Here is a 17,676-nt window from a genome sequence, read left to right on the forward strand (position 1 = left end):
ATCAGATAAGCAGAGATATCAGCTCTGCTATCAACTAAAAGCCGTTGTGGTTGGCGCCACAGCGGTTTTTTTAAATAAAGATGTGCCATCGATGGAAGATGACTTGATGGGAGTTAGGTTTTTTTCATGCTTTTCTGCTATTTAGGTTAATGGGTATTATTTAATTATTGATCATTGTTGCTTTTGGATAATAAAATTTTTGCCCCGTTGCTTATAGCTAAAATGCGCTATTTCACTTAGTACATTGAGTACCTGGCCAATATGTTCGTGCTTTAAGAATGAGGCACTGAACCTGCGCGACCGGATCTGCGGATCGGTCAGTGTTATTTTAATGTCATACCATCTTTCCAGGGTTTCTGCTGCGTCTGCCATCTTCATATTGTCAAAAATGAGATCGCCATACATCCATCTTAATTTGGCAAGCGTTACCGGGTATCTTTTTGATAGCTTGCTGATGCTGTTATAACTCAAGCCCTGCTCGGCTGTGAGTATGCCCAATTGCTGATCTATAAGCCCAACGCTTACTTTACCACGGGCCACCGTTACATCAAATTCATTTGATCCATAAGCTTTAATGTTAAACGCGGTCCCCAGTACTTGTGTGGCCACTTTACCTGTATGAATAATAAAGGGCCTTGAAGCGTCATGAGCTACATCAAAATAGGCTTCGCCTTGCAGGTACAGTTCTCTTTTTGTCCCGGTAAATTTTTCCGGAAACTTTAACTTACTGCCTGAGTTGATCCAAACAACGGTACCATCAGTCAGTTGCATCTGTATCTTTTGACCAAAGGGCACTATTTTTTCTTCGTAAGCGATCTCTGGTTGCGGGGCGGGTGTTTTTAAATACTGATAGGCGATAAAACCCATCCCTAAAAAAAGCAATAAACCGGCAGCAACAGAGATAAACCGCCTGAACGGGAAAACAGATTTAGAGCCCGCAGTTTCGCTGCCGCCAAATCTTGGGTCAGTTATTATTTTTTGATAGAGCAGCTCGTTTTGCAGATGGTCAAATGGATAACTATTTGCATCCAATTCCCATTGCTCTTTCATTAAACGGGAAAGCTCCTCATCGGCCGAAGCCTGAGAAATATAATGCATCAGCCGCTCCAGGTCACTTTTAGTGATGGTGTTATTGAGGTATTGTTTAAGCAGATTATTAATGCTTTCCGTGTTCATGGTATTGGCTAATGTCTGAGAGTAATATATGGTGTAATACAACCTGAATTTGTTTTAGGGCTAGTGCAGTTTCAAAAAAATATTTTTTTATTTATGGTGGCTATACCTAAATTCATAGCGTAAAGGAAAAACGTTTTACATTAGGTAAAAAAGGCATTTTTATTATATATTGTTTATTGCTAATATTTTTTAGATTTGATTTATCGTTGACCCATCAACCCGATTTTGTGAAGCTATTAGAGACCCCTGCCGCGAACTATGTAAGCCGTCTGAAGAACTCAGATCAGGCAGCTTTTCGCGAATTGTATGATATCTATGGTAAACGGCTTTATAATTTTACTTACCGGTTTTTAAAGAATAAGGAACAGAGTGAAGAGATGGTACAGGAGTCGTTTTTAAATCTTTGGATCAATCGCGAAAAACTAAAAGAAGAATACCCGATAGGACCCTATCTGTTCACCATTGGCAGGCGGTTAACGCTTAATTCCATGAAAAAAACAGCTGCTTCCAAAGAAGGGCTGGAACGTTTGTGGGCATCCATAACCGAGTTACATAATGAAGCTGAGGAACAGATCATTTTAAACAGTTTACAGGAATTTGCGGCATCGGCATTAAATAATCTGCCTCCGCAGCAGCAATTGGTTTTCAGGATGAGCAGGGAAGAGGGACTTTCCTATGAACAGATTGCAGAACGCCTGCAGCTATCCCGGAATACGGTAAAAAACCACCTGGTTGCCGCCCTTAAAAATCTGAAAGGGCAGTTTGCACAATCGGATGTGGGTTATTTTATGCTCTTGTGCCTGTCGATATATTATATGAATTAGGCGTCAATAACAGCGCGTTTAGACGCTAAATGAGCGGATAAGTCGAGTTTATATAGATTTGCTATATTTTTTTTATTGTATGCAAACCATGTAAACCCAATTTTATCAAGTATGGTTTAATTACTGAATTTGGTGATCTTCGTAAGCATGCCGAAGATCACCTGACAGTATGATAAGGATGTTGTAATTTAAAAAAGACTATCAAAGCTGCCTTCTTCAATCATTTGATCAATTGTGGTTCCCATTTTTTGATATATCGCTTTGTTTAAAAAAGGTCCTATGCTGATTCTTTTTATACCAGCATCTTGTAACTCCTTAAATTTGGGTAAGCCGGGCACGCACATTACATTGATAGGAAGTTTTGAGCTTTGGGTAAGCTTTTGCATATCGGGTATCTGGCTTACGCAAGGGAAGAATAAGCCATGTACGCCCGTATTTTGATATAGGTTTATCCGGGTAAGCGCGTCTTCCAAAGCATTGGGTAAACCCAACAGAAATGAATCGGAGCGCACATTGATAAATATCTTTATACTTTCTGCATCTAAGAGTTGACATATACGCCTGAGTTTTTCTGCAAAGATCCCGGCGTTTTCAATACTTCTTTGTCCATTAGCTACAACTGAATCCTCTATGTTGATACCTGATACACCCAGATTGTATAACCGGATAATGTTACCGGCTATCTGTTCATGTGTATCACCATAACCGCCTTCAAGATCGATAGAAAACGGTATGGATACCGAAGCGGCTATACGTTTAACTACAAACAGGTAGTCCTCCAGATTCATATCCTGTCCGTCCTCATAACCCAAGGTTTCCGCTACCGAAAGGCTGGATGTGGCTATAGCTTTAAAACTTTTCTGCTCGAATACTTTGGCGCTTTGCACATTCCAGGCATTGCCTATTAATAATGGTTCTGCTTGCTGGTGTAAGGCAAAAAACTCTTCAAATTTATTGTTCATGATCTTATTTATTATTGTTGATACAAAACTAGGGTAGTTAGCTATCCGGAAATTGTACAAAACGGAAGTGTTAGCTTATTAAAACAGAAGGGCCGGCAGATTTGCCGGCCCTTTCTGTTGTTTTCCTGGTATTAGGCGACAAGATTTGTTTCTGCGCCAAAAGCGTGGTCGAACAAAACTTTCCAGCTGCCATCAGCCTGTTGTTTCATTACCTCAATTCCTTTGGCGCTTATTTTAACCTCGCCATTATCCGTAATGCTCCATTCAGACCGGCCCAAAGCCATATCACCGGTTTGAATGCAGTAAACGGTTTTAATATCCATTTTACCCTTGATGGATAATATGCCTTTGATGGCTTCTTCAAAGTTTTCTTTTCCGGAAACAGGTTTACCGGGTTCCGGAACAATAATGCCGGTAACATCATACATGCTCAATACGGTGTTTACATCTCCGGTGTTAAAGGCGTTTGCTAATGTGGCGTGTACCTCTTCTGGTGTTTTTGCTGATTTCATTTTCGTTGATTTTATTTGTTGGTACAAAATTATACCGCCTGGATCTCGGAAAATTGTACAAATCGGCAGTGATTGATTGATTTTTTAGAATAATACTTGAAGAGGCAGCTATCCAAAAAGGGGGCTCAGGGTGACAGCCCACGTCATCGGATAGAATGTTACTCAAGGAAAGTTGAGGAGGAGGTTTACACACTTGTTTACTTTCACACCCATATCAATAGCTTTCTCCTGTTGGGTGGGAAGCTCGACTGTCAAATAGCAAAGGAATATTAATTACCAGCCAGTACCTGGTTAATGGGAGATGCCTGAGCAGTAAAAGAATTGGGTGTTATCCCGGTAAATGACTTAAACTCCCTGATAAAGTGCGATTGGTCAAAATAACCAGATTCATAGGCAATGTTGGTTAGGTTTTGCCCGTTGGTATTTACCAGGTTCAGGCTGTGCTGAAAGCGGTTTATTTTACAAAACAATTTGGGAGGGAGCCCGGTATATTGCGAAAACAACATATTGAGATAGCGTGTCGATATATTGTTACGAACCGAGATAGCTTCTACTTTTTCGTTGCCTGAGTTGTTACTATACAGGCTATGCACAATCTGGCCAATGAAGTTGATCTTGCGGTGGTTCTTTTCAAACAATACCAACCTGCTCCATAAATATTCTTCAATCAGGGCTATTCTTTTATCCAGGTCATTGGTATCCAACAGACGGGCATACAGGGTTTTTAACGATGCGCCCATCAGGTCGCTGGCATCAACAACCTCGTTGTTAAATTCGGCCACGCTTTCATTAAAAAAATATGCTGCCGAATGTGGGTAGAACCGTACGCCCATCATCGTATTTTCGCCTATTGATTTGATGGATAGCGGTTTGGTGATCTGTCCCCAAAGTTCAATAGGAGGGGTGGTATAAAAAGCGCCATCCTTTTTAGCCTGCCAATGGCCTTGCCCCAGGTTAAAAATTATTTCCGTATTACCGCTGGGGAATACAATGTCATCATAGTTTACAGCCGAGCCCGACTCGTAAAAATACAAGCATTTGATATAGGGCTTAAGCCGCTCACCCGGTGCAAATTCTTTAAATATCATCTATTGTTCTATTAAAACATATCCCCAAGGATAATTTATCTGTTTCAAACAATCTATTTATAAAGTTAAGGAAAATAACTGTTTGACTGTTAAATGCATGTCTTATTACATTCAGTTAACTTAAAATAGACAGCACAAATAAATAAAGAATAAAGCTTTCGGAATTGTACAAAACGGAAGTGTTTTAGATTTTTTATGCCGGGGTATCGGCTAATTCTACCTTCTGGCCAAAATCCTCACGGGTTAGTTTCCCTTTGCGTAATTGATTGATGTATTTGAGCACGCTCACACGGTCGAGCTCATTTTGATACAATGTGCGGTCTTCATCGGTTTTGGGACTGTCCTGCAACCTCATCCGGATAGAGGCACGGGATAGCTCTTCCTCTAACTGATCAAGCGGACAGGTATAAAAATGCTGAAACATTTTTTTAGGAAAAGAGATGCGCATCTTTTTGTTTTAATAATAGCATTATACTGCAAACTCATGTTTAAGCCATCATGAATTATGTGTTAATAACAAAGCCCATAAATGTTTCCAATTACGGGCCTTTGCTTTTCACGGGTAGGTATATATATGTTAGATTAAGGGCTTAGGTTGTTGCGCAGGTGCCCAAAATACTGGCCGGTGCGCCTAACAGATACAGATAGGTGGTTAGATAATGGTAACATCCAATGGATTGTTTTATGTTTGGATCAAGCAGGGAATTAAGCTCGAAACCCACAGGTACTGCACTATATCCCAGCCACAACAAAATTTTAGGCACCACATCGGGTTCGTTATATATGCGGTAGCTTTCAGAAATAATAGTATTGTAATAATTAACAAAGTCTTGATTCCCGGTACATGGTGAAGCGTAGGTATAAATAACAACCGACCGTTTGCTATTAGCGGCTGCCATGTGTAAGCCATATAAGGTTGCCAGGCTTGCACCCAAACTATGCCCGGCTACGGTTACCTGGGTATAATTATCCAGGTTAAATACACTTCTCAAACCCGGAACCACGGTTTCGCTCAAGGCAATGGCCTTGTCTGATGATGAAGCGCCGGGCACCAGAACCTGCAAGCTGTTATACAGATCTAAAAATCCTGCCACAACATTACCTGAGTTAGGCGCGAACGGGCATGGCACAGGATAAGCATGCAGGTTGTCCCACCATTCCATCCAGCCTACGGTCCCGCGGATAGCAATAACGATGCTGGAAGGATTTGATAGATCTATAGCTGCAAATCCGAAATAAACCGGTTTTAAGATCGGCCCGAAGAAATTGCTCATCTGGATGTTGAATAGCAAACGGTAACCGCTTGGAAACTCCGGGTACTGATCTTGTGTCGGGCTCAGTACATCGGGTAACACATTGTAAACGTCGTAAGCTGCTTTTACAAAATACCCATAATCCAGTGCGGATGGGGGCATAACACCAAATTTTTGATTTTTCATGGTTAAAAGTGTTTTGATAGGTTTTTTAGATGGTGGTTTTAGTTTAAAAATTTGTTTTTGACTTGTATCGATGGTATCATGCAGGTTTCTGATTGGCCGAACAATACATACCGTTTATTGGCAAAAGCGGTGTAGACCCTGTTCCTGATAAAAGGCGGTACCAGGTGGGCTAAATAAGCCATTGGCAGCCAGATAGTAGACAGATTTTTTATGATATGAATTACCGCGGCCGAATGAGTGTATACTACATCGCCATGGATAACCACCACGCTGTTCAGCGTTTTAAAATCTGTCTGAAACCTGGCTGCCATGCGTGTAGCTGTACGGCTTTGCAGCGGGGCAAATGCAAACTTATTTGCCTTATCATGGGCTATTACATAATTGATGTAACTATTGCAGAAATTGCATACACCATCAAACAGGATAATATCTTTGCTGTGGTCTAAAACAGGTGCCATGGCATTTGATGGTTGATGAAATAAAGCGCAGGATAGGTAGCCATAAACGCCCAGAAAAAGGAATTCAGGCCCATGATAAGGGCGGTAAAAAAATGAAATGTAAAACCCCAGATCAGGAAGACCATGGCATAAGGCCAGGGTAAAAATAAGCACAATGGGAACAGGGTTTCCATGATCATCACATTCCAGCACAGGAAACCATTGGCTGCAGGATATTTTTGAAGAAATAGGGTAGCCTTTCTTGATCCGTATGTTTTTGTAGAAAATACATCTTTAATAGCAGTAGCCCCGCGCCACTCAGACGATACCAGTTTTGCAATACCTGCTACGGTATATGACAGACAAGCTTGCAGGCCAATAAACCACAGTCCGATCTCGGTTAGCCTGGGGCTGGATAAGCCCGGCAGATTACATATCACCAGGGTGATGATAATGAGCATGGTCATCTGATCAGATCCGTCGCTGCCGTAATAGGTAACCAGCGAACTGGTTAGCAGGCTCAAACCTAATAAGCTTAACAATACCCAGCCCAGGGTTGATTGCATTGGGAAAAACAATAGCGAAATGAGAAGGCAGCAACGGATAAGAAATAAGGTGGCCAGTCCGCGCTCATTAAATAATTTAGATAGCGGTTTTAATAATGGTTTTTGATCGTGTTTGTTCCACCTGAGCTGCATCACGTTCCAGGATAACAGGCCGTTGGATGAAAAAACCTCGATCTTTTTGATATACTCCATGGCCGATATAAAAACGCCGACGCTCAGGATAAGGAGTATAAGCTGTGTGGTATTGTTAAATGATATCATGGCTGTTTATATTTGATGAAAGGTGGATAGTAATACTAATGAAGGATCGGTTTCTTTTCGATAACCTGATGTTTCGGCCAGCATAAATTGGCGGTAAACATCTTCTGATTGTTTTTTGCGTTGGCTAACCGCATGCAGTACAATAATGTATGGCATCGAGAACATGAGCAGGTTGAGGCTTAATTCCTCCTTGCGGTAAGCAGGTATCATAGTTACCAGGCTCTGCACTACATCTGATAATATCTTTTTGTCGCGCTTTTCGGGGTTCCATAACCACGACCAGAAGGTGCGCTCCTCAGTAATATCCATCTCCTGCCATTCGCTGTAATCGTCTTCGGTTATTTTATCGCGGTACAAAAGGTGATAATCTCTTTTACCGGGATGAGGCGCAAAAAATGTCCACAATGGGATAAGGCCAAACACATCAACCTTATGTTTAAAAAAGTTTGATAAAGTGTTATTTCTAAACTGGCAAATGATGGTTATCAAAAACCAAAAGGCCAGGAAAACTGTTACTATGATCTCATAAACAACAGTCGCATCTAATTTTGCCATCATAATTTTAATTTTTTGGTTATTAAAGCAAGGAGAGCATTGGCCGATGCTCTCCCTGATAGGTTTTTAATTAATTGAATTTTTTACGAAGCTCGATCAGCTGCTCCAGCGACACGCCTTCTTTTGCATGTGTGCGAAGTGCTTTGCTGGTTTCGTCATGGGCTTCTTTGCCTAAAAGAGCGGCGGCAGCTACTTCAGTAACATCAGCAACAACCGGGGTTGCTTTAATAGCTACTTTAGTAACCGCAATAGCTGTTTTAGCTATAGCAGCGATAAATAAAGCCGAACCAACTTCTGCTTCTACAGTTTTGTTATCGCCTTTTAATTCAGCGATCAGCGCGTCTAATGCAGCTAATTCTGCATGGGTTAAACTTAACTTTGCCATTTTCTTGTTTTTTTAAATTAGATGTAAATAAATTTGATTTATGTGCCTTGTTTGAAGCTTCATTGCACAACATAAAGTACGGGAGAGCCGATACGTTTTGCCACAGTATAAATACTTAATCGTGATATGGGGTATTTTCACGCAGTATCAGGAATTGTACGCAATGACTTGTTTTGCAGGTAGTTGCAAAATTTGAATTTATGAGCTTATTTTAAATGAGAATAGGCCTTAAATACTATAGAATTACTGGGATAACAAGCAGATAATGTGACAAAAAGAGCAGATAAATTAAAGCGGCTAAAGGGACATAGCCACCTAAATGTATTTTACGATGAAAATTATGGAATAATAAGAGGTGTTTATATCACTCCGTTTTTAACCGCGAACATTACCAAACCGGCGGTGTTACGTACGCCAACCTTTTCAATAATGCGCTGCCTGATGCCCTCAACAGAACGGGGACTTAAAAACAACTCGGAGCCTATTTCGGAGGCGGTTTTTTCGTTACATATCATTTTCAAAACATCCAGCTCCCGTTCAGAAAATTCAACGTCCTGATTAAATGATGGTTTAACATTGCCCTTAATAACCAGCTTTTTGAGCAGGGCTTTATTTACAATATCATTAAAGTAATAGCCATCCTCATGAACCGAGTAAATGGCCTTGCGGATCTCTTTGGGATCGGCATTTTTAAGCAGATAGCCATTAGCTCCATTCTCCATTAAGTGTATAATGAATTTAGCTTCATCATACATGGTCACTATCAATATTTTAATGTTATCATATTTTTTGCGGATGTTTTTGGTAGCTTCCATTCCATCCATAATGGGCATTTTCAGGTCCATTAAAATAACATCAGGTTGTATGAGTTCAATCTGCTGCAATAATTCCTCGCCATTATCTGCTTCAAGCACCACCTCCAGGTTTTTATCCCGGTTAAGCCCTACTTTTAGCCCATCTCTGAATATGGCATAATCATCGGCTATGGCTACTTTTATTTTTTGCATTTATTATTTTAGGTTGAAACCATAAAAATAATTAAAGTTTCATGAAAAAAATAATAAATATTCCCAAAAGCTATATATGCTATGTATATACTATAGTTTAGGCTATTTAATTAAAAAATGAATAGCATGAATGCTTTTTTATACGGTGATTAAAAAAAAATACTAATTATCGTAAAGTTTATTTCCTAATTAATCGGTACAGAGATATCGATGGCGTATCCGCCGGCATGGTGCGAAAATTTAAGATCGGCTTTGAGTAAAATTATCCGGTTTTGTATGTTCTTTAAACCCAGACCGTCTTTTTTAAACCTCAGTTCCTCAAAATGGGGCTGGGTAAGACCCTTACCATTATGCGTAATGGTTATCATTAATGTTTTATTCAAATAAATAGACCGTACAAATATTTTTGTAGCCTTGGCATGTTTGGTTATATTATGAATAAACTCCTGCACAATACGATAAATACTGATGTCGTTTTGCCCTACCTGGGTAGGGTAGCTGTTATCCAATGTTACGCTGATCTCGATGATAGATTCGTGCGATATTTTGCTGCAAAAGTGGCTGATGGCCTCATTTAAGCCAAACTCCTGTAATATACTGGAGTGCAGGCTGTGCGATAAGCCCCTGATTTTGTTGATCCCCTCATCAAGCAGATCTTTGCCTTTTTGATAGAGGCTTTGATTACTTTCATCGGGTTCTTCTATCCTGACACTGTTAAAATGCAGGCTTGATGCGCCCAGTATTGCACCAACCTCATCATGCAGCTCTTCGGCAATGCGGTGGCGTTCAATTTCCTCGCTCCGTACTGCGGCTTCTATCAGCTGGTTTTTCTGTGCGTTTTGCATGGCTTGCAGCTCATTTTGATACTGCAGCTTTTTGCGTTGCGTAAATATAAAAATTAGTAAAAGGCTTATAAAAAGCATTAACATGGCGGCAATCCCAACTACCAGTAACAAACGAATATCATTGCTTCCTTGATTCATAAAAACCCTTGGCTATAAACAAGTTAAATATAATGTAAGAGATGTTGTGCGCATTCCACAAAGTAATTGCAAAATGTTGCATACGTATAGTTAACTCATTGTATAAAAGAAATATAAAGAAATTAATGGTAACATAAATACCCAAACCGGTTACTATCCAAAAGTCGGAGTTAAAAATGTTAACACCTACATGGTCGTTTATTTTAAATAAATAATATTGTAGTGTGTAAAACAACAGCAGAATGGCCTCAACTGATAATAAGCGGCTGCTCAACTTCCAGTAATCAAAAAAATTTTCGTAGAAGGTGAAATTGATGATCACAAAGACCAAAAAGCAAACCGGGATAACTTTTTTTACGGTTGTTAAAAATGCTTGATTCAGTTTTATAAAAAACAAGCAGAATAAAAAAAAACGTATGATCGAATGCAGATTGTACAGATAGTTATTGGAGTTGTACTCAGCAGGTAAAATAGTCCGGATCTTCCAGGTCAGATCTATAGCCAGGTTAATAAAAAGCGCTATCCAAACGTAAAAAACAACCGGCTTAAGTACAGCCGGCTGTTTCTTCAATAGTAATAAGGATATAGGTATTAATAACGCCCAAACTTCTGACCAATCAATAACGAGCTGAAATACTTTAAACATTCGGGAATATGGTCAGATGGTTTAATTAATGGTTGCTGGTGGTGATGGGTTAGTATTGATCGGGGCAGTGGGATCCGGCTGGTGTACATCACCCGTGCCGGTCCTTTTGTAGCGATCAACATTGTAATAAACGTGGCGGCTATCATTGGTATCTGGCTTAAATACCAGATAGTCAGGCTTGTCTCCATCAGGATCAGGGGTGTTGATGAGCAATAACATATCAGCAAGTGATATCACATTATTGCTCATGATTAGCGGACCGGCCAAATCCAGTGCGCTATAGTCATAAATTGCTAAAGTATCGTAATAGCTGCTGTATTGGTTAGCCGGTGATATGTGTGCGTATGATATCAATTGCAATGGTGTGCTTTCGTCGGTAGTGTTGGCAAAAAAGTATGAAAATACAAAACAGTCGATGCCAGGCGAGTTGTTGATTAAAGTCTGGATAGCGCTGATCTCGTATTTTAACCAGTAAAATTTTAGGGTTTGGATGTCTTCCATGGTAGTGTTTAGTTTTATATAGCAAATGTATAGGATGGCAATGGAGTAGCTAAGCGTATAAGTACCTGAAATTTTTATACCGTATTTCTACGCAGCTTGCCATACGGTTGTTTTCTTTATGGGTAAAACAATTTATAAACCAGCGGCTATTTTTTTAATGACTGCAATATAAAAGTTGATCCCACACCCAGCGCAGCACCTGCGGCAACGTCGGTAGGGTAGTGTACACCCAGGTACATGCGCGAATAACTTACCGAGCCTGCCCACAAAAACGCAGGCGCTATCACATACCATTTAGGATATGCCCTGGATAAGGCGGTAGCGGTAGCAAAACTGCTGGAAGTATGACCCGATGGGAAAGAGGTACTACCAGCCCGGTAAACCGGCACAATATTAATATTTTGTATAAATGGGCGCGGGCGCTTAACTATATGTTTGATCAAAAATGTAAGCCCGCTTGATAGCAGCGTACTGCTGGCCACGTATAAGGAATTTTGCCGCATTTGTTTGTCATTACTGATCACGCCTGCTGCCAGCAAACCTACCGGAACACCAATATCGCCATATAAATGTGTACGCGACAGAAACATAAACACGCCTGTTTGTTCTGGTGTGCGGTGATTTTGCAGATCGATCATGATACGATCGTCCAGTTGCTGAAGGCCCGATTGTGCCCGTGAGGGGATGCTAAATAACAGGATGAATAATAAAAGAAGGCAAAAAAAATACGTTTTTAGGACCGGCGTCATAGGTATTGCAGGTTTAGTATAACAGTAAATATATAAGATGCTTATTTCAAATGTAGGTGCTTTAAGCCATTATTAAGCCTTGGTTTGTTGTTAAAATAACTTAAAACTTAATATTGAGATAATACGGGTAAAATGGGTATAAGATACCTTTGAAACACTGTTTAAAAACGAAAGTCCCCAAAGCGCTCGCCGCCGGGGACTTTCAACCTAAACCTTATCACAATAAGTAAGCAGGATGCTTACCTTATAGATGGCGCAAGTATATAAAAAAATTTTATAGTACAATAGGCCATAATTATCTTTTTAATAAAAAAATTACTAACTATAACGGTTTAGTAGGGTCGAAAGTCCCTGAATTTTTATTCATTCTTCAAACTATTTACCGGATTGGCTAACGCGGCTTTTATGGCTGTATACCCTACAGTTAACCAGGCGATACATACTGATGCCAGAATAGTAGCGGCGAAAAACCATATACCGATCATGATGTGGTAAGTATATGCCTGCAGCCATTGGTGCATAAAGTACCAGGCAAGGGGTGCAGCAATTAAAAATGCAATGATCACCAGGAGGGTAAACTCTTTGGATAACAGGATCACGATATCCCTTACCGGGGCGCCAAGTACCTTGCGGATACCTATTTCTTTTTTACGCTGGATAGCCATAAACGATATCAACCCGTACAATCCCAGGCAGGAAATGAAAATAGCAATACCCGAAAATATAGTATAAAGCTGTGAAAGCTGATTTTCCTGTTTGTAAAAATTAGCAATGGTTTGATCCATAAATTTGTACTCGAGCGTAAACTCCGGAAAGTTCTTGTTCCATAAACTTTCCATTGCAGCGGTGATCGATTTTGTTTTGCTCAGATCAATCCGCAGGTTGGCCAGTCCATACCCGTTTTTAAGGCTGCTCATCACTATCGGATCAATAGGGTCGCGGAGCGAGTTAGCATGAAAATCCTTCACTACACCCACTATTGGTAAAGTTTTTCCATTTACGTTGATAGGCATGCCAATAGCATCCTTGGGATTCTGGATACCTAATTTTCTGACTACGGTTTCATTTACCACAAACTCGCGCATGGTATCCGCTGCGAAGTATATCCGGCCCGCAACAAGTTGTAAATTATACACGCCGAAGAAACCGGGATCGGCCATTTTCATGTTCACAATTAAATCCGGATTAACACCTTTATGGCCTTCTTTATTGAGGTCGGTAGCCCAGCCGCCTCCGTCAGATACCGGCGAAAACATGCTGAATCCAACTTTTTCAACACCGGGTATCCTGGCTAACTGATCGCGAAGATAATCGACCTTGGTGCGGCTGAGACTATCGCCTGGGAAGCTCGCATAAATAACAGCATCTTTTCTGAAGCCCATGTTTGCCGTGCGGAAATAATCCATTTGCGAAGCCACCACCAACGTACCAATGATGAGGGTTTGCGCAATCGCAAACTGAAAAACAACCAGCCCCCGCCTGAACATAACGCCCTGTTTTTGATCGGCACCCGAGGCGCCTTTTAAAACACTTGCCGGTTTAAAGCCCGAAAGCACCAGCGCCGGATAAAAGCCGGAAAGAAATGACACCAATAATAAAGCCCCAAACAGGAATACGACCAGGTGAGGACTATATAAGGTTGATGCGCTAAGATTGATTTCGAGCAGATTATTAACAGCAGGGATAGTGACAACAGCAATAATGAGCGAAATGAGCATGGCCAGTAGGCTGGTGATACAAGTTTCGCCTAAAAATTGTGATATCAATTGCGTACGGCTGCCGCCCAAAACTTTTCTTACGCCCACTTCGCGTGCACGGTTAACAGCTTGGGCCACGGTAAGGTTTATAAAGTTTACGCAGGCTACAATAAGCAGGAATAAGCCAATAAGGCTGAGCGCCAGTATCAGGTCCTTGCTAAAAGTGCGGCCGGTAAAATTTCCATACCGTTCATCATAATGCAGCTCATTCAGCGCCTGGGGCGAAAGATTGTAGCCCATGTTTATGGGTTTGATATGCCTATCGGTAAAACCACTAAGCGCCCGGCTAAGCTGGTTTACAGTGTGGTTTTTAGCAAGTTCCACAAAGCAATAATTACCATCATTAATACCTCCCCAGTTTTTATTGTCGGCTTTAAACAAGGTAATATAGGATAATACGCCTTTAATAGGGAAATCGGTATTGGCAGGCGGATTCTCGAGAACGCCTGTCACTTTTACAAATTCGCCGTCCATTTTCAGGGTTTTGCCTATAATTCCCTGCCAGTTGCCAAAGTACTTTAAAGCGCTGGCCTTGGTAAGGAGTATTGTATTGGGTTCTGCAAGCGCCGTTTTTATATCACCTTCGGCTAAGGGGAAATCAAATATTTGGAAAAACTGGGGCTCAGCGAAAAAGAACCCGCTTGCTTCTTTGAATTTTTTCAGTGCAGATCCATCCCTGGGTGTTACAATCACCTGCAGACCGCCGGTGTTAACAATGGCGGCTGCGTTAGCAACCTCCGGTAACTCTGTACGTATAGTTGAGGTTACCGGTACAGGTACACCTGTGCGGTACTCGGGGTTAACAGAAGCTCTTCCTGTCCGCACTACCCGGTAGATCCTGTCTTTTTTAGTATGAAAACTGTCGAAACTCTGTTCGTACTGAACCACCAGGAATATTAATAAAAAAGCGGCAAAGCCAACGGTAAGGCCTGCAATGTTGATGATCGCGTTGCTTTTATGTCTGGCAAGGTTCCGGAGGGCTGTTTTAATGTAGTTTTTTAGCATAGCTTAATGAATTAAGATAGCACCATAGTATTGTCGGTTTTTGATAGCCAAATAAATACCATGTTTTTAAATAATTGATAATGTGGATATTGTGATTTTGATACCTGACAAAAACGTTCGCTTCTGATACAGTGAACGTCCGGTTTTAAGATGATGGTTTGGGGGTTTTAATTGATACTGACCTTGGGTATCAATGGTTTGCCATCATACTTTTCTAATAAAAACAGAACCTCATCTGTATAAATATTGTAATGCGGCGGATTAGGCGTGTTTTTCAACTGGTTGTTAAAATGTATTCTGTACTTATCTGTTAATGTCGCGTCGGTGCCATAATGTTTTAAAAAAAACGTGTTACTTAATGATAAGGCATCGGAATAAGCAATGCCTAAAAAGCCGAACAACGTAAAAATGAAAGCATACCAGTATTTGACATGTACCGATTTAAGCAAGGTGCCGAAGTAATAAAATACGGAGTAAATTAGTAAGGGTACCAACGGGGTTAAGAAACGCGCGTCATAAAAAGGCCAAATAAAAATCATCAGCAAGTAAATTGTAAATACCCAAAATGCCGGGGTATTCACCAATTGCCGCTTTATAACTACTTTGTAAAGAATAAAACACATGAGCAAGCCTGTCGCTATCAATAAATAGTTACTCATAGCAGGGTTAATCACCGTTGATAGCTTACTGTACGGTATGTTGATCATGATTTCGCCAAGCTCTTTAAAATGTATGGCTAAGCGTTCAAATATTGATGCCGGATGATGCACCATCATCCCCAGGTTTAGCTGATTGATATAAGCTACTCTTTTTTCAATCAGCGGAAGTTGAGATACAAAAGCCGCGAAGGCGATGATAAAGCAGCCCAGCCATACCAACAGTAATTTTTTTCGCCCGAATAGTCTGTTCTTGCTTAAATAAACCCAATACAATAATATCCCTATAACCAATGCTATGCCTGCCGTGCGTACATATAAACTAACCAGGGTTGCCGCCAAAGCGGGAACGATATAGAACCAGTGCTTTTTGAAAAAACTTGTCCACAGATAAATGCTGGTTAAAAAGAGGAGTGTAAAAAGTTCATCGGCTATAGGTAGTGTAAATTGTTTTACATTGATGGCCGAGATCATGATTAGCGCGATAAAAACCAGGCTGTTTTCTATTTTTAAAAGTATTGCCAGAAGGTATGAAGCAAGCAATATCGATACTATATTGATAAAAGTAATAGATAAGGGACTTAATAGATGAAGCCTGTTGAGTGCCAATAAAAACCAGGGATAGCCATGCGGAAAAAAATCATGTGCAGCGTCGCTGTTTTGATTGAGGTTGCCGATAAGATATTCCATGATTTTGAGGTACCGGATGCCATCGGTATTTAACCTTAAGGGAGTAAAAAGATTGGGCAAAAGCAAAAGGATAACTATAGTAAAAAAGGTAATACTTACCAGGCTTTTATTTTTGAACAGGCCATTAACGGTAATTGGTTTAGTTGCTCCCATTTTTGATTATTAAATAACCTGCATTTGCTTTAAACAAATAAAATCAAAATTATGGGTAATACCTTTGCCATTTCATGAACTATTACTGAAAGTCTTCCATAGTTAAAAACGTTTTATTTACTTTCCAACTGCTTTAAAATCTCTTTCCCACCAGTGTTGCCGGGGTTTAGCTCAATTGATCTTTTATAGTTTTTGATGGCTAATGCTTTGTTCCCGTTTTTCATATAGGCTTCGCCCAAACTATCATAAGCATTTGATGAGGTAGGGTGTCTTTGTACGTTTTCTTTAAATATCCCGATAGCCTCCTCCATATTTTTTAAATTCAATTGCTGATAACCGCAATTGTTCAAAAGATTTTCGCTTGGGCTAATCGTATATCCAAACTCATCGGATAGATTGCCGAAGTGAGTGTTTATATCCGTAATTGACATTTTAACCTGACTGTAATAGTCAATAAACCAATGGCTATAAATAAATCGCAAGCCGTCATAAACGCTTTTATAGGTAACGGAGAAATGATTCTCTTCCGGGTATTGTTCAAATTTCCAGGTAAAGAGCGGGTTTGCCCTGCTCTTTAAAACCAGTGTTAGCGAGTCGACCTTTTGCGTGTTCTCATTTCCTATCGAAATAAAGTTTTTCCCTCTCAATTGTGGATGGTTTTGCAGGAACGGTGCAAAGTCAGTCAGGATTTTTGTATAGTCGCCGTAAATTGCCGGGCTCATCATAATATTGGCCTGAAACAAATCGGGAGCAGTTTCCTTGGCATAAAGCGCGAATAAGCCGCCCAACGAGTGTGACAAAAGAACGCGATACGGTTCAACACGGTAATTTTTGTCGACATAGGGTACCAGTTCATTTTTAATAAACTGTAAGAATTTAGCACCGCCGCCTGTTTTTCCCATTCTTGTGGTATCCACTTTTCCATCAAAAATGAGGGAGTGGATAGGCGTAAAATCACGGGTGCGGTCTACATTTAAAATAGCCACCACAATCATTTGCGGCATCCTGTTCCGGTCGTAATCCGATAAATATTCAACTGCCTCCGAAACATATTTAAAATGACTGTCACCATCCAATAGATACAGTACCGGGTAAGTAGTGGAGGTAGTGTTATAATCGACTGGCAGATGTATCCAGATGGTTCGTTTTTCTCCTAATGCTTTAGAGGTTAATACCAGGGTTTTATCGTTATTCACCGTAACACTGTCGGTTTGACCGAACACGGTTTTGCTGCCGGTTAGCAGCAAAAGCAGTATAACAGCAATGCGGATGGGTTTATAATCGTGCATCATAAGGCTTGCTTTATCTACATTATTTTTAAACA

19 protein-coding genes are annotated in these 17,676 nt (G+C 40.5%); 1 reads left to right on the forward strand and 18 read right to left on the reverse strand.

The features are described 5' to 3' along the window. Window positions 1-171: 171 nt before the first annotated feature. Window positions 172-1,176 carry a FecR family protein gene (locus tag ACNURT_RS10475; RefSeq protein ID WP_419701708.1) on the reverse strand — a complete coding sequence of 335 codons (1,005 nt, stop codon included), beginning with the start codon at window positions 1,174-1,176 and terminating at the stop codon, window positions 172-174. A gap of 227 nt (window positions 1,177-1,403) precedes the next feature. On the opposite strand from ACNURT_RS10475, the gene ACNURT_RS10480 reads away from it, so the two are divergent. After that, entirely contained in the window at window positions 1,404-2,000 is a 597-nt protein-coding gene (locus tag ACNURT_RS10480) for an RNA polymerase sigma factor (RefSeq protein ID WP_370996614.1), read from the forward strand. 188 nt (window positions 2,001-2,188) lie between these two features. On the opposite strand, the gene ACNURT_RS10485 is transcribed toward ACNURT_RS10480, so the two are convergent. From ACNURT_RS10485 to ACNURT_RS10565, 17 genes are all read right to left on the reverse strand, one after another. Continuing rightward, window positions 2,189-2,962, reverse strand: coding sequence for an isocitrate lyase/PEP mutase family protein (locus ACNURT_RS10485; RefSeq protein WP_419701709.1), 774 nt, complete (start codon window positions 2,960-2,962; stop codon window positions 2,189-2,191). A 131-nt stretch (window positions 2,963-3,093) separates the two neighbouring features. Then, window positions 3,094-3,474: a YybH family protein gene (locus tag ACNURT_RS10490; RefSeq protein WP_419701710.1), complete on the reverse strand. Its 381-nt coding sequence runs from the start codon at window positions 3,472-3,474 to the stop codon at window positions 3,094-3,096. A 269-nt stretch (window positions 3,475-3,743) separates the two neighbouring features. Next, window positions 3,744-4,562 carry a DUF6597 domain-containing transcriptional factor gene (locus ACNURT_RS10495; protein WP_419701711.1) on the reverse strand — a complete coding sequence of 273 codons (819 nt, stop codon included), beginning with the start codon at window positions 4,560-4,562 and terminating at the stop codon, window positions 3,744-3,746. Window positions 4,563-4,755: 193 nt separating this feature from the next. Next, the gene (locus ACNURT_RS10500) at window positions 4,756-5,010 is read right to left on the reverse strand and encodes a hypothetical protein (protein ID WP_370996618.1); all 255 of its coding nucleotides are present in this window, start codon (window positions 5,008-5,010) and stop codon (window positions 4,756-4,758) included. A 142-nt stretch (window positions 5,011-5,152) separates the two neighbouring features. After that, on the reverse strand, window positions 5,153-6,001 hold the full coding sequence (locus tag ACNURT_RS10505; RefSeq protein WP_419701712.1) for a lipase family protein: 849 nt from the start codon (window positions 5,999-6,001) through the stop codon (window positions 5,153-5,155). Between the two features lie 38 nt (window positions 6,002-6,039). Continuing rightward, entirely contained in the window at window positions 6,040-6,459 is a 420-nt protein-coding gene (locus ACNURT_RS10510) for a thiol-disulfide oxidoreductase DCC family protein (protein ID WP_419701713.1), read from the reverse strand. After that, a complete protein-coding gene (locus tag ACNURT_RS10515; RefSeq protein ID WP_370996621.1) occupies window positions 6,444-7,265 on the reverse strand; it encodes a hypothetical protein in 822 nt (273 codons plus the stop codon). Before ACNURT_RS10515 ends, ACNURT_RS10510 begins: the two co-directional genes overlap by 16 nt. A gap of 6 nt (window positions 7,266-7,271) precedes the next feature. Continuing rightward, the gene (locus tag ACNURT_RS10520; RefSeq protein ID WP_370996622.1) at window positions 7,272-7,823 is read right to left on the reverse strand and encodes a hypothetical protein; all 552 of its coding nucleotides are present in this window, start codon (window positions 7,821-7,823) and stop codon (window positions 7,272-7,274) included. 67 nt (window positions 7,824-7,890) lie between these two features. Beyond that, the gene (locus ACNURT_RS10525) at window positions 7,891-8,205 is read right to left on the reverse strand and encodes a hypothetical protein (RefSeq protein WP_370996623.1); all 315 of its coding nucleotides are present in this window, start codon (window positions 8,203-8,205) and stop codon (window positions 7,891-7,893) included. 359 nt (window positions 8,206-8,564) lie between these two features. Then, on the reverse strand, window positions 8,565-9,212 hold the full coding sequence (locus tag ACNURT_RS10530) for a response regulator (protein WP_370996624.1): 648 nt from the start codon (window positions 9,210-9,212) through the stop codon (window positions 8,565-8,567). A gap of 185 nt (window positions 9,213-9,397) precedes the next feature. Further along, window positions 9,398-10,195 carry a sensor histidine kinase gene (locus ACNURT_RS10535; protein WP_419701714.1) on the reverse strand — a complete coding sequence of 266 codons (798 nt, stop codon included), beginning with the start codon at window positions 10,193-10,195 and terminating at the stop codon, window positions 9,398-9,400. Beyond that, entirely contained in the window at window positions 10,176-10,841 is a 666-nt protein-coding gene (locus ACNURT_RS10540; protein WP_419701715.1) for a hypothetical protein, read from the reverse strand. Before ACNURT_RS10540 ends, ACNURT_RS10535 begins: the two co-directional genes overlap by 20 nt. Before the next feature lie 21 nt (window positions 10,842-10,862). Then, window positions 10,863-11,342: a hypothetical protein gene (locus ACNURT_RS10545; protein WP_419701716.1), complete on the reverse strand. Its 480-nt coding sequence runs from the start codon at window positions 11,340-11,342 to the stop codon at window positions 10,863-10,865. A 146-nt stretch (window positions 11,343-11,488) separates the two neighbouring features. Further along, entirely contained in the window at window positions 11,489-12,091 is a 603-nt protein-coding gene (locus ACNURT_RS10550) for a phosphatase PAP2 family protein (RefSeq protein WP_419701717.1), read from the reverse strand. A 359-nt stretch (window positions 12,092-12,450) separates the two neighbouring features. Continuing rightward, window positions 12,451-14,853, reverse strand: coding sequence for an ABC transporter permease (locus ACNURT_RS10555; RefSeq protein ID WP_419701718.1), 2,403 nt, complete (start codon window positions 14,851-14,853; stop codon window positions 12,451-12,453). A gap of 167 nt (window positions 14,854-15,020) precedes the next feature. After that, a complete protein-coding gene (locus ACNURT_RS10560; protein ID WP_419701719.1) occupies window positions 15,021-16,352 on the reverse strand; it encodes a hypothetical protein in 1,332 nt (443 codons plus the stop codon). Window positions 16,353-16,465: 113 nt separating this feature from the next. Beyond that, entirely contained in the window at window positions 16,466-17,644 is a 1,179-nt protein-coding gene (locus ACNURT_RS10565) for an alpha/beta hydrolase-fold protein (RefSeq protein ID WP_419701720.1), read from the reverse strand. Between the last annotated feature and the right edge of the window lie 32 nt (window positions 17,645-17,676).

It is taken from the genome of Mucilaginibacter sp. NFX135 (assembly GCF_048565145.1).
Lineage (GTDB): Bacteria > Bacteroidota > Bacteroidia > Sphingobacteriales > Sphingobacteriaceae > Mucilaginibacter.

Excerpts from the sequence above, each read along its gene's own strand:
- ACNURT_RS10475 (WP_419701708.1), bottom strand. The coding sequence starts at position 1,176 with ATGAACACGGAAAGCATTAATAATCTGCTTAAACAATACCTCAATAAC.
- ACNURT_RS10535 (WP_419701714.1), bottom strand. The coding sequence starts at position 10,195 with ATGAATCAAGGAAGCAATGATATTCGTTTGTTACTGGTAGTTGGGATT.
- ACNURT_RS10545 (WP_419701716.1), bottom strand. The coding sequence starts at position 11,342 with ATGGAAGACATCCAAACCCTAAAATTTTACTGGTTAAAATACGAGATC.
- ACNURT_RS10525 (WP_370996623.1), bottom strand. The coding sequence starts at position 8,205 with ATGGCAAAGTTAAGTTTAACCCATGCAGAATTAGCTGCATTAGACGCG.
- ACNURT_RS10540 (WP_419701715.1), bottom strand. The coding sequence starts at position 10,841 with ATGTTTAAAGTATTTCAGCTCGTTATTGATTGGTCAGAAGTTTGGGCG.
- ACNURT_RS10520 (WP_370996622.1), bottom strand. The coding sequence starts at position 7,823 with ATGATGGCAAAATTAGATGCGACTGTTGTTTATGAGATCATAGTAACA.
- ACNURT_RS10510 (WP_419701713.1), bottom strand. The coding sequence starts at position 6,459 with ATGGCACCTGTTTTAGACCACAGCAAAGATATTATCCTGTTTGATGGT.
- ACNURT_RS10565 (WP_419701720.1), bottom strand. The coding sequence starts at position 17,644 with ATGATGCACGATTATAAACCCATCCGCATTGCTGTTATACTGCTTTTG.
- ACNURT_RS10560 (WP_419701719.1), bottom strand. The coding sequence starts at position 16,352 with ATGGGAGCAACTAAACCAATTACCGTTAATGGCCTGTTCAAAAATAAA.
- ACNURT_RS10490 (WP_419701710.1), bottom strand. The coding sequence starts at position 3,474 with ATGAAATCAGCAAAAACACCAGAAGAGGTACACGCCACATTAGCAAAC.
- ACNURT_RS10485 (WP_419701709.1), bottom strand. The coding sequence starts at position 2,962 with ATGAACAATAAATTTGAAGAGTTTTTTGCCTTACACCAGCAAGCAGAA.
- ACNURT_RS10555 (WP_419701718.1), bottom strand. The coding sequence starts at position 14,853 with ATGCTAAAAAACTACATTAAAACAGCCCTCCGGAACCTTGCCAGACAT.
- ACNURT_RS10550 (WP_419701717.1), bottom strand. The coding sequence starts at position 12,091 with ATGACGCCGGTCCTAAAAACGTATTTTTTTTGCCTTCTTTTATTATTC.
- ACNURT_RS10505 (WP_419701712.1), bottom strand. The coding sequence starts at position 6,001 with ATGAAAAATCAAAAATTTGGTGTTATGCCCCCATCCGCACTGGATTAT.
- ACNURT_RS10515 (WP_370996621.1), bottom strand. The coding sequence starts at position 7,265 with ATGATATCATTTAACAATACCACACAGCTTATACTCCTTATCCTGAGC.
- ACNURT_RS10530 (WP_370996624.1), bottom strand. The coding sequence starts at position 9,212 with ATGCAAAAAATAAAAGTAGCCATAGCCGATGATTATGCCATATTCAGA.
- ACNURT_RS10500 (WP_370996618.1), bottom strand. The coding sequence starts at position 5,010 with ATGCGCATCTCTTTTCCTAAAAAAATGTTTCAGCATTTTTATACCTGT.
- ACNURT_RS10495 (WP_419701711.1), bottom strand. The coding sequence starts at position 4,562 with ATGATATTTAAAGAATTTGCACCGGGTGAGCGGCTTAAGCCCTATATC.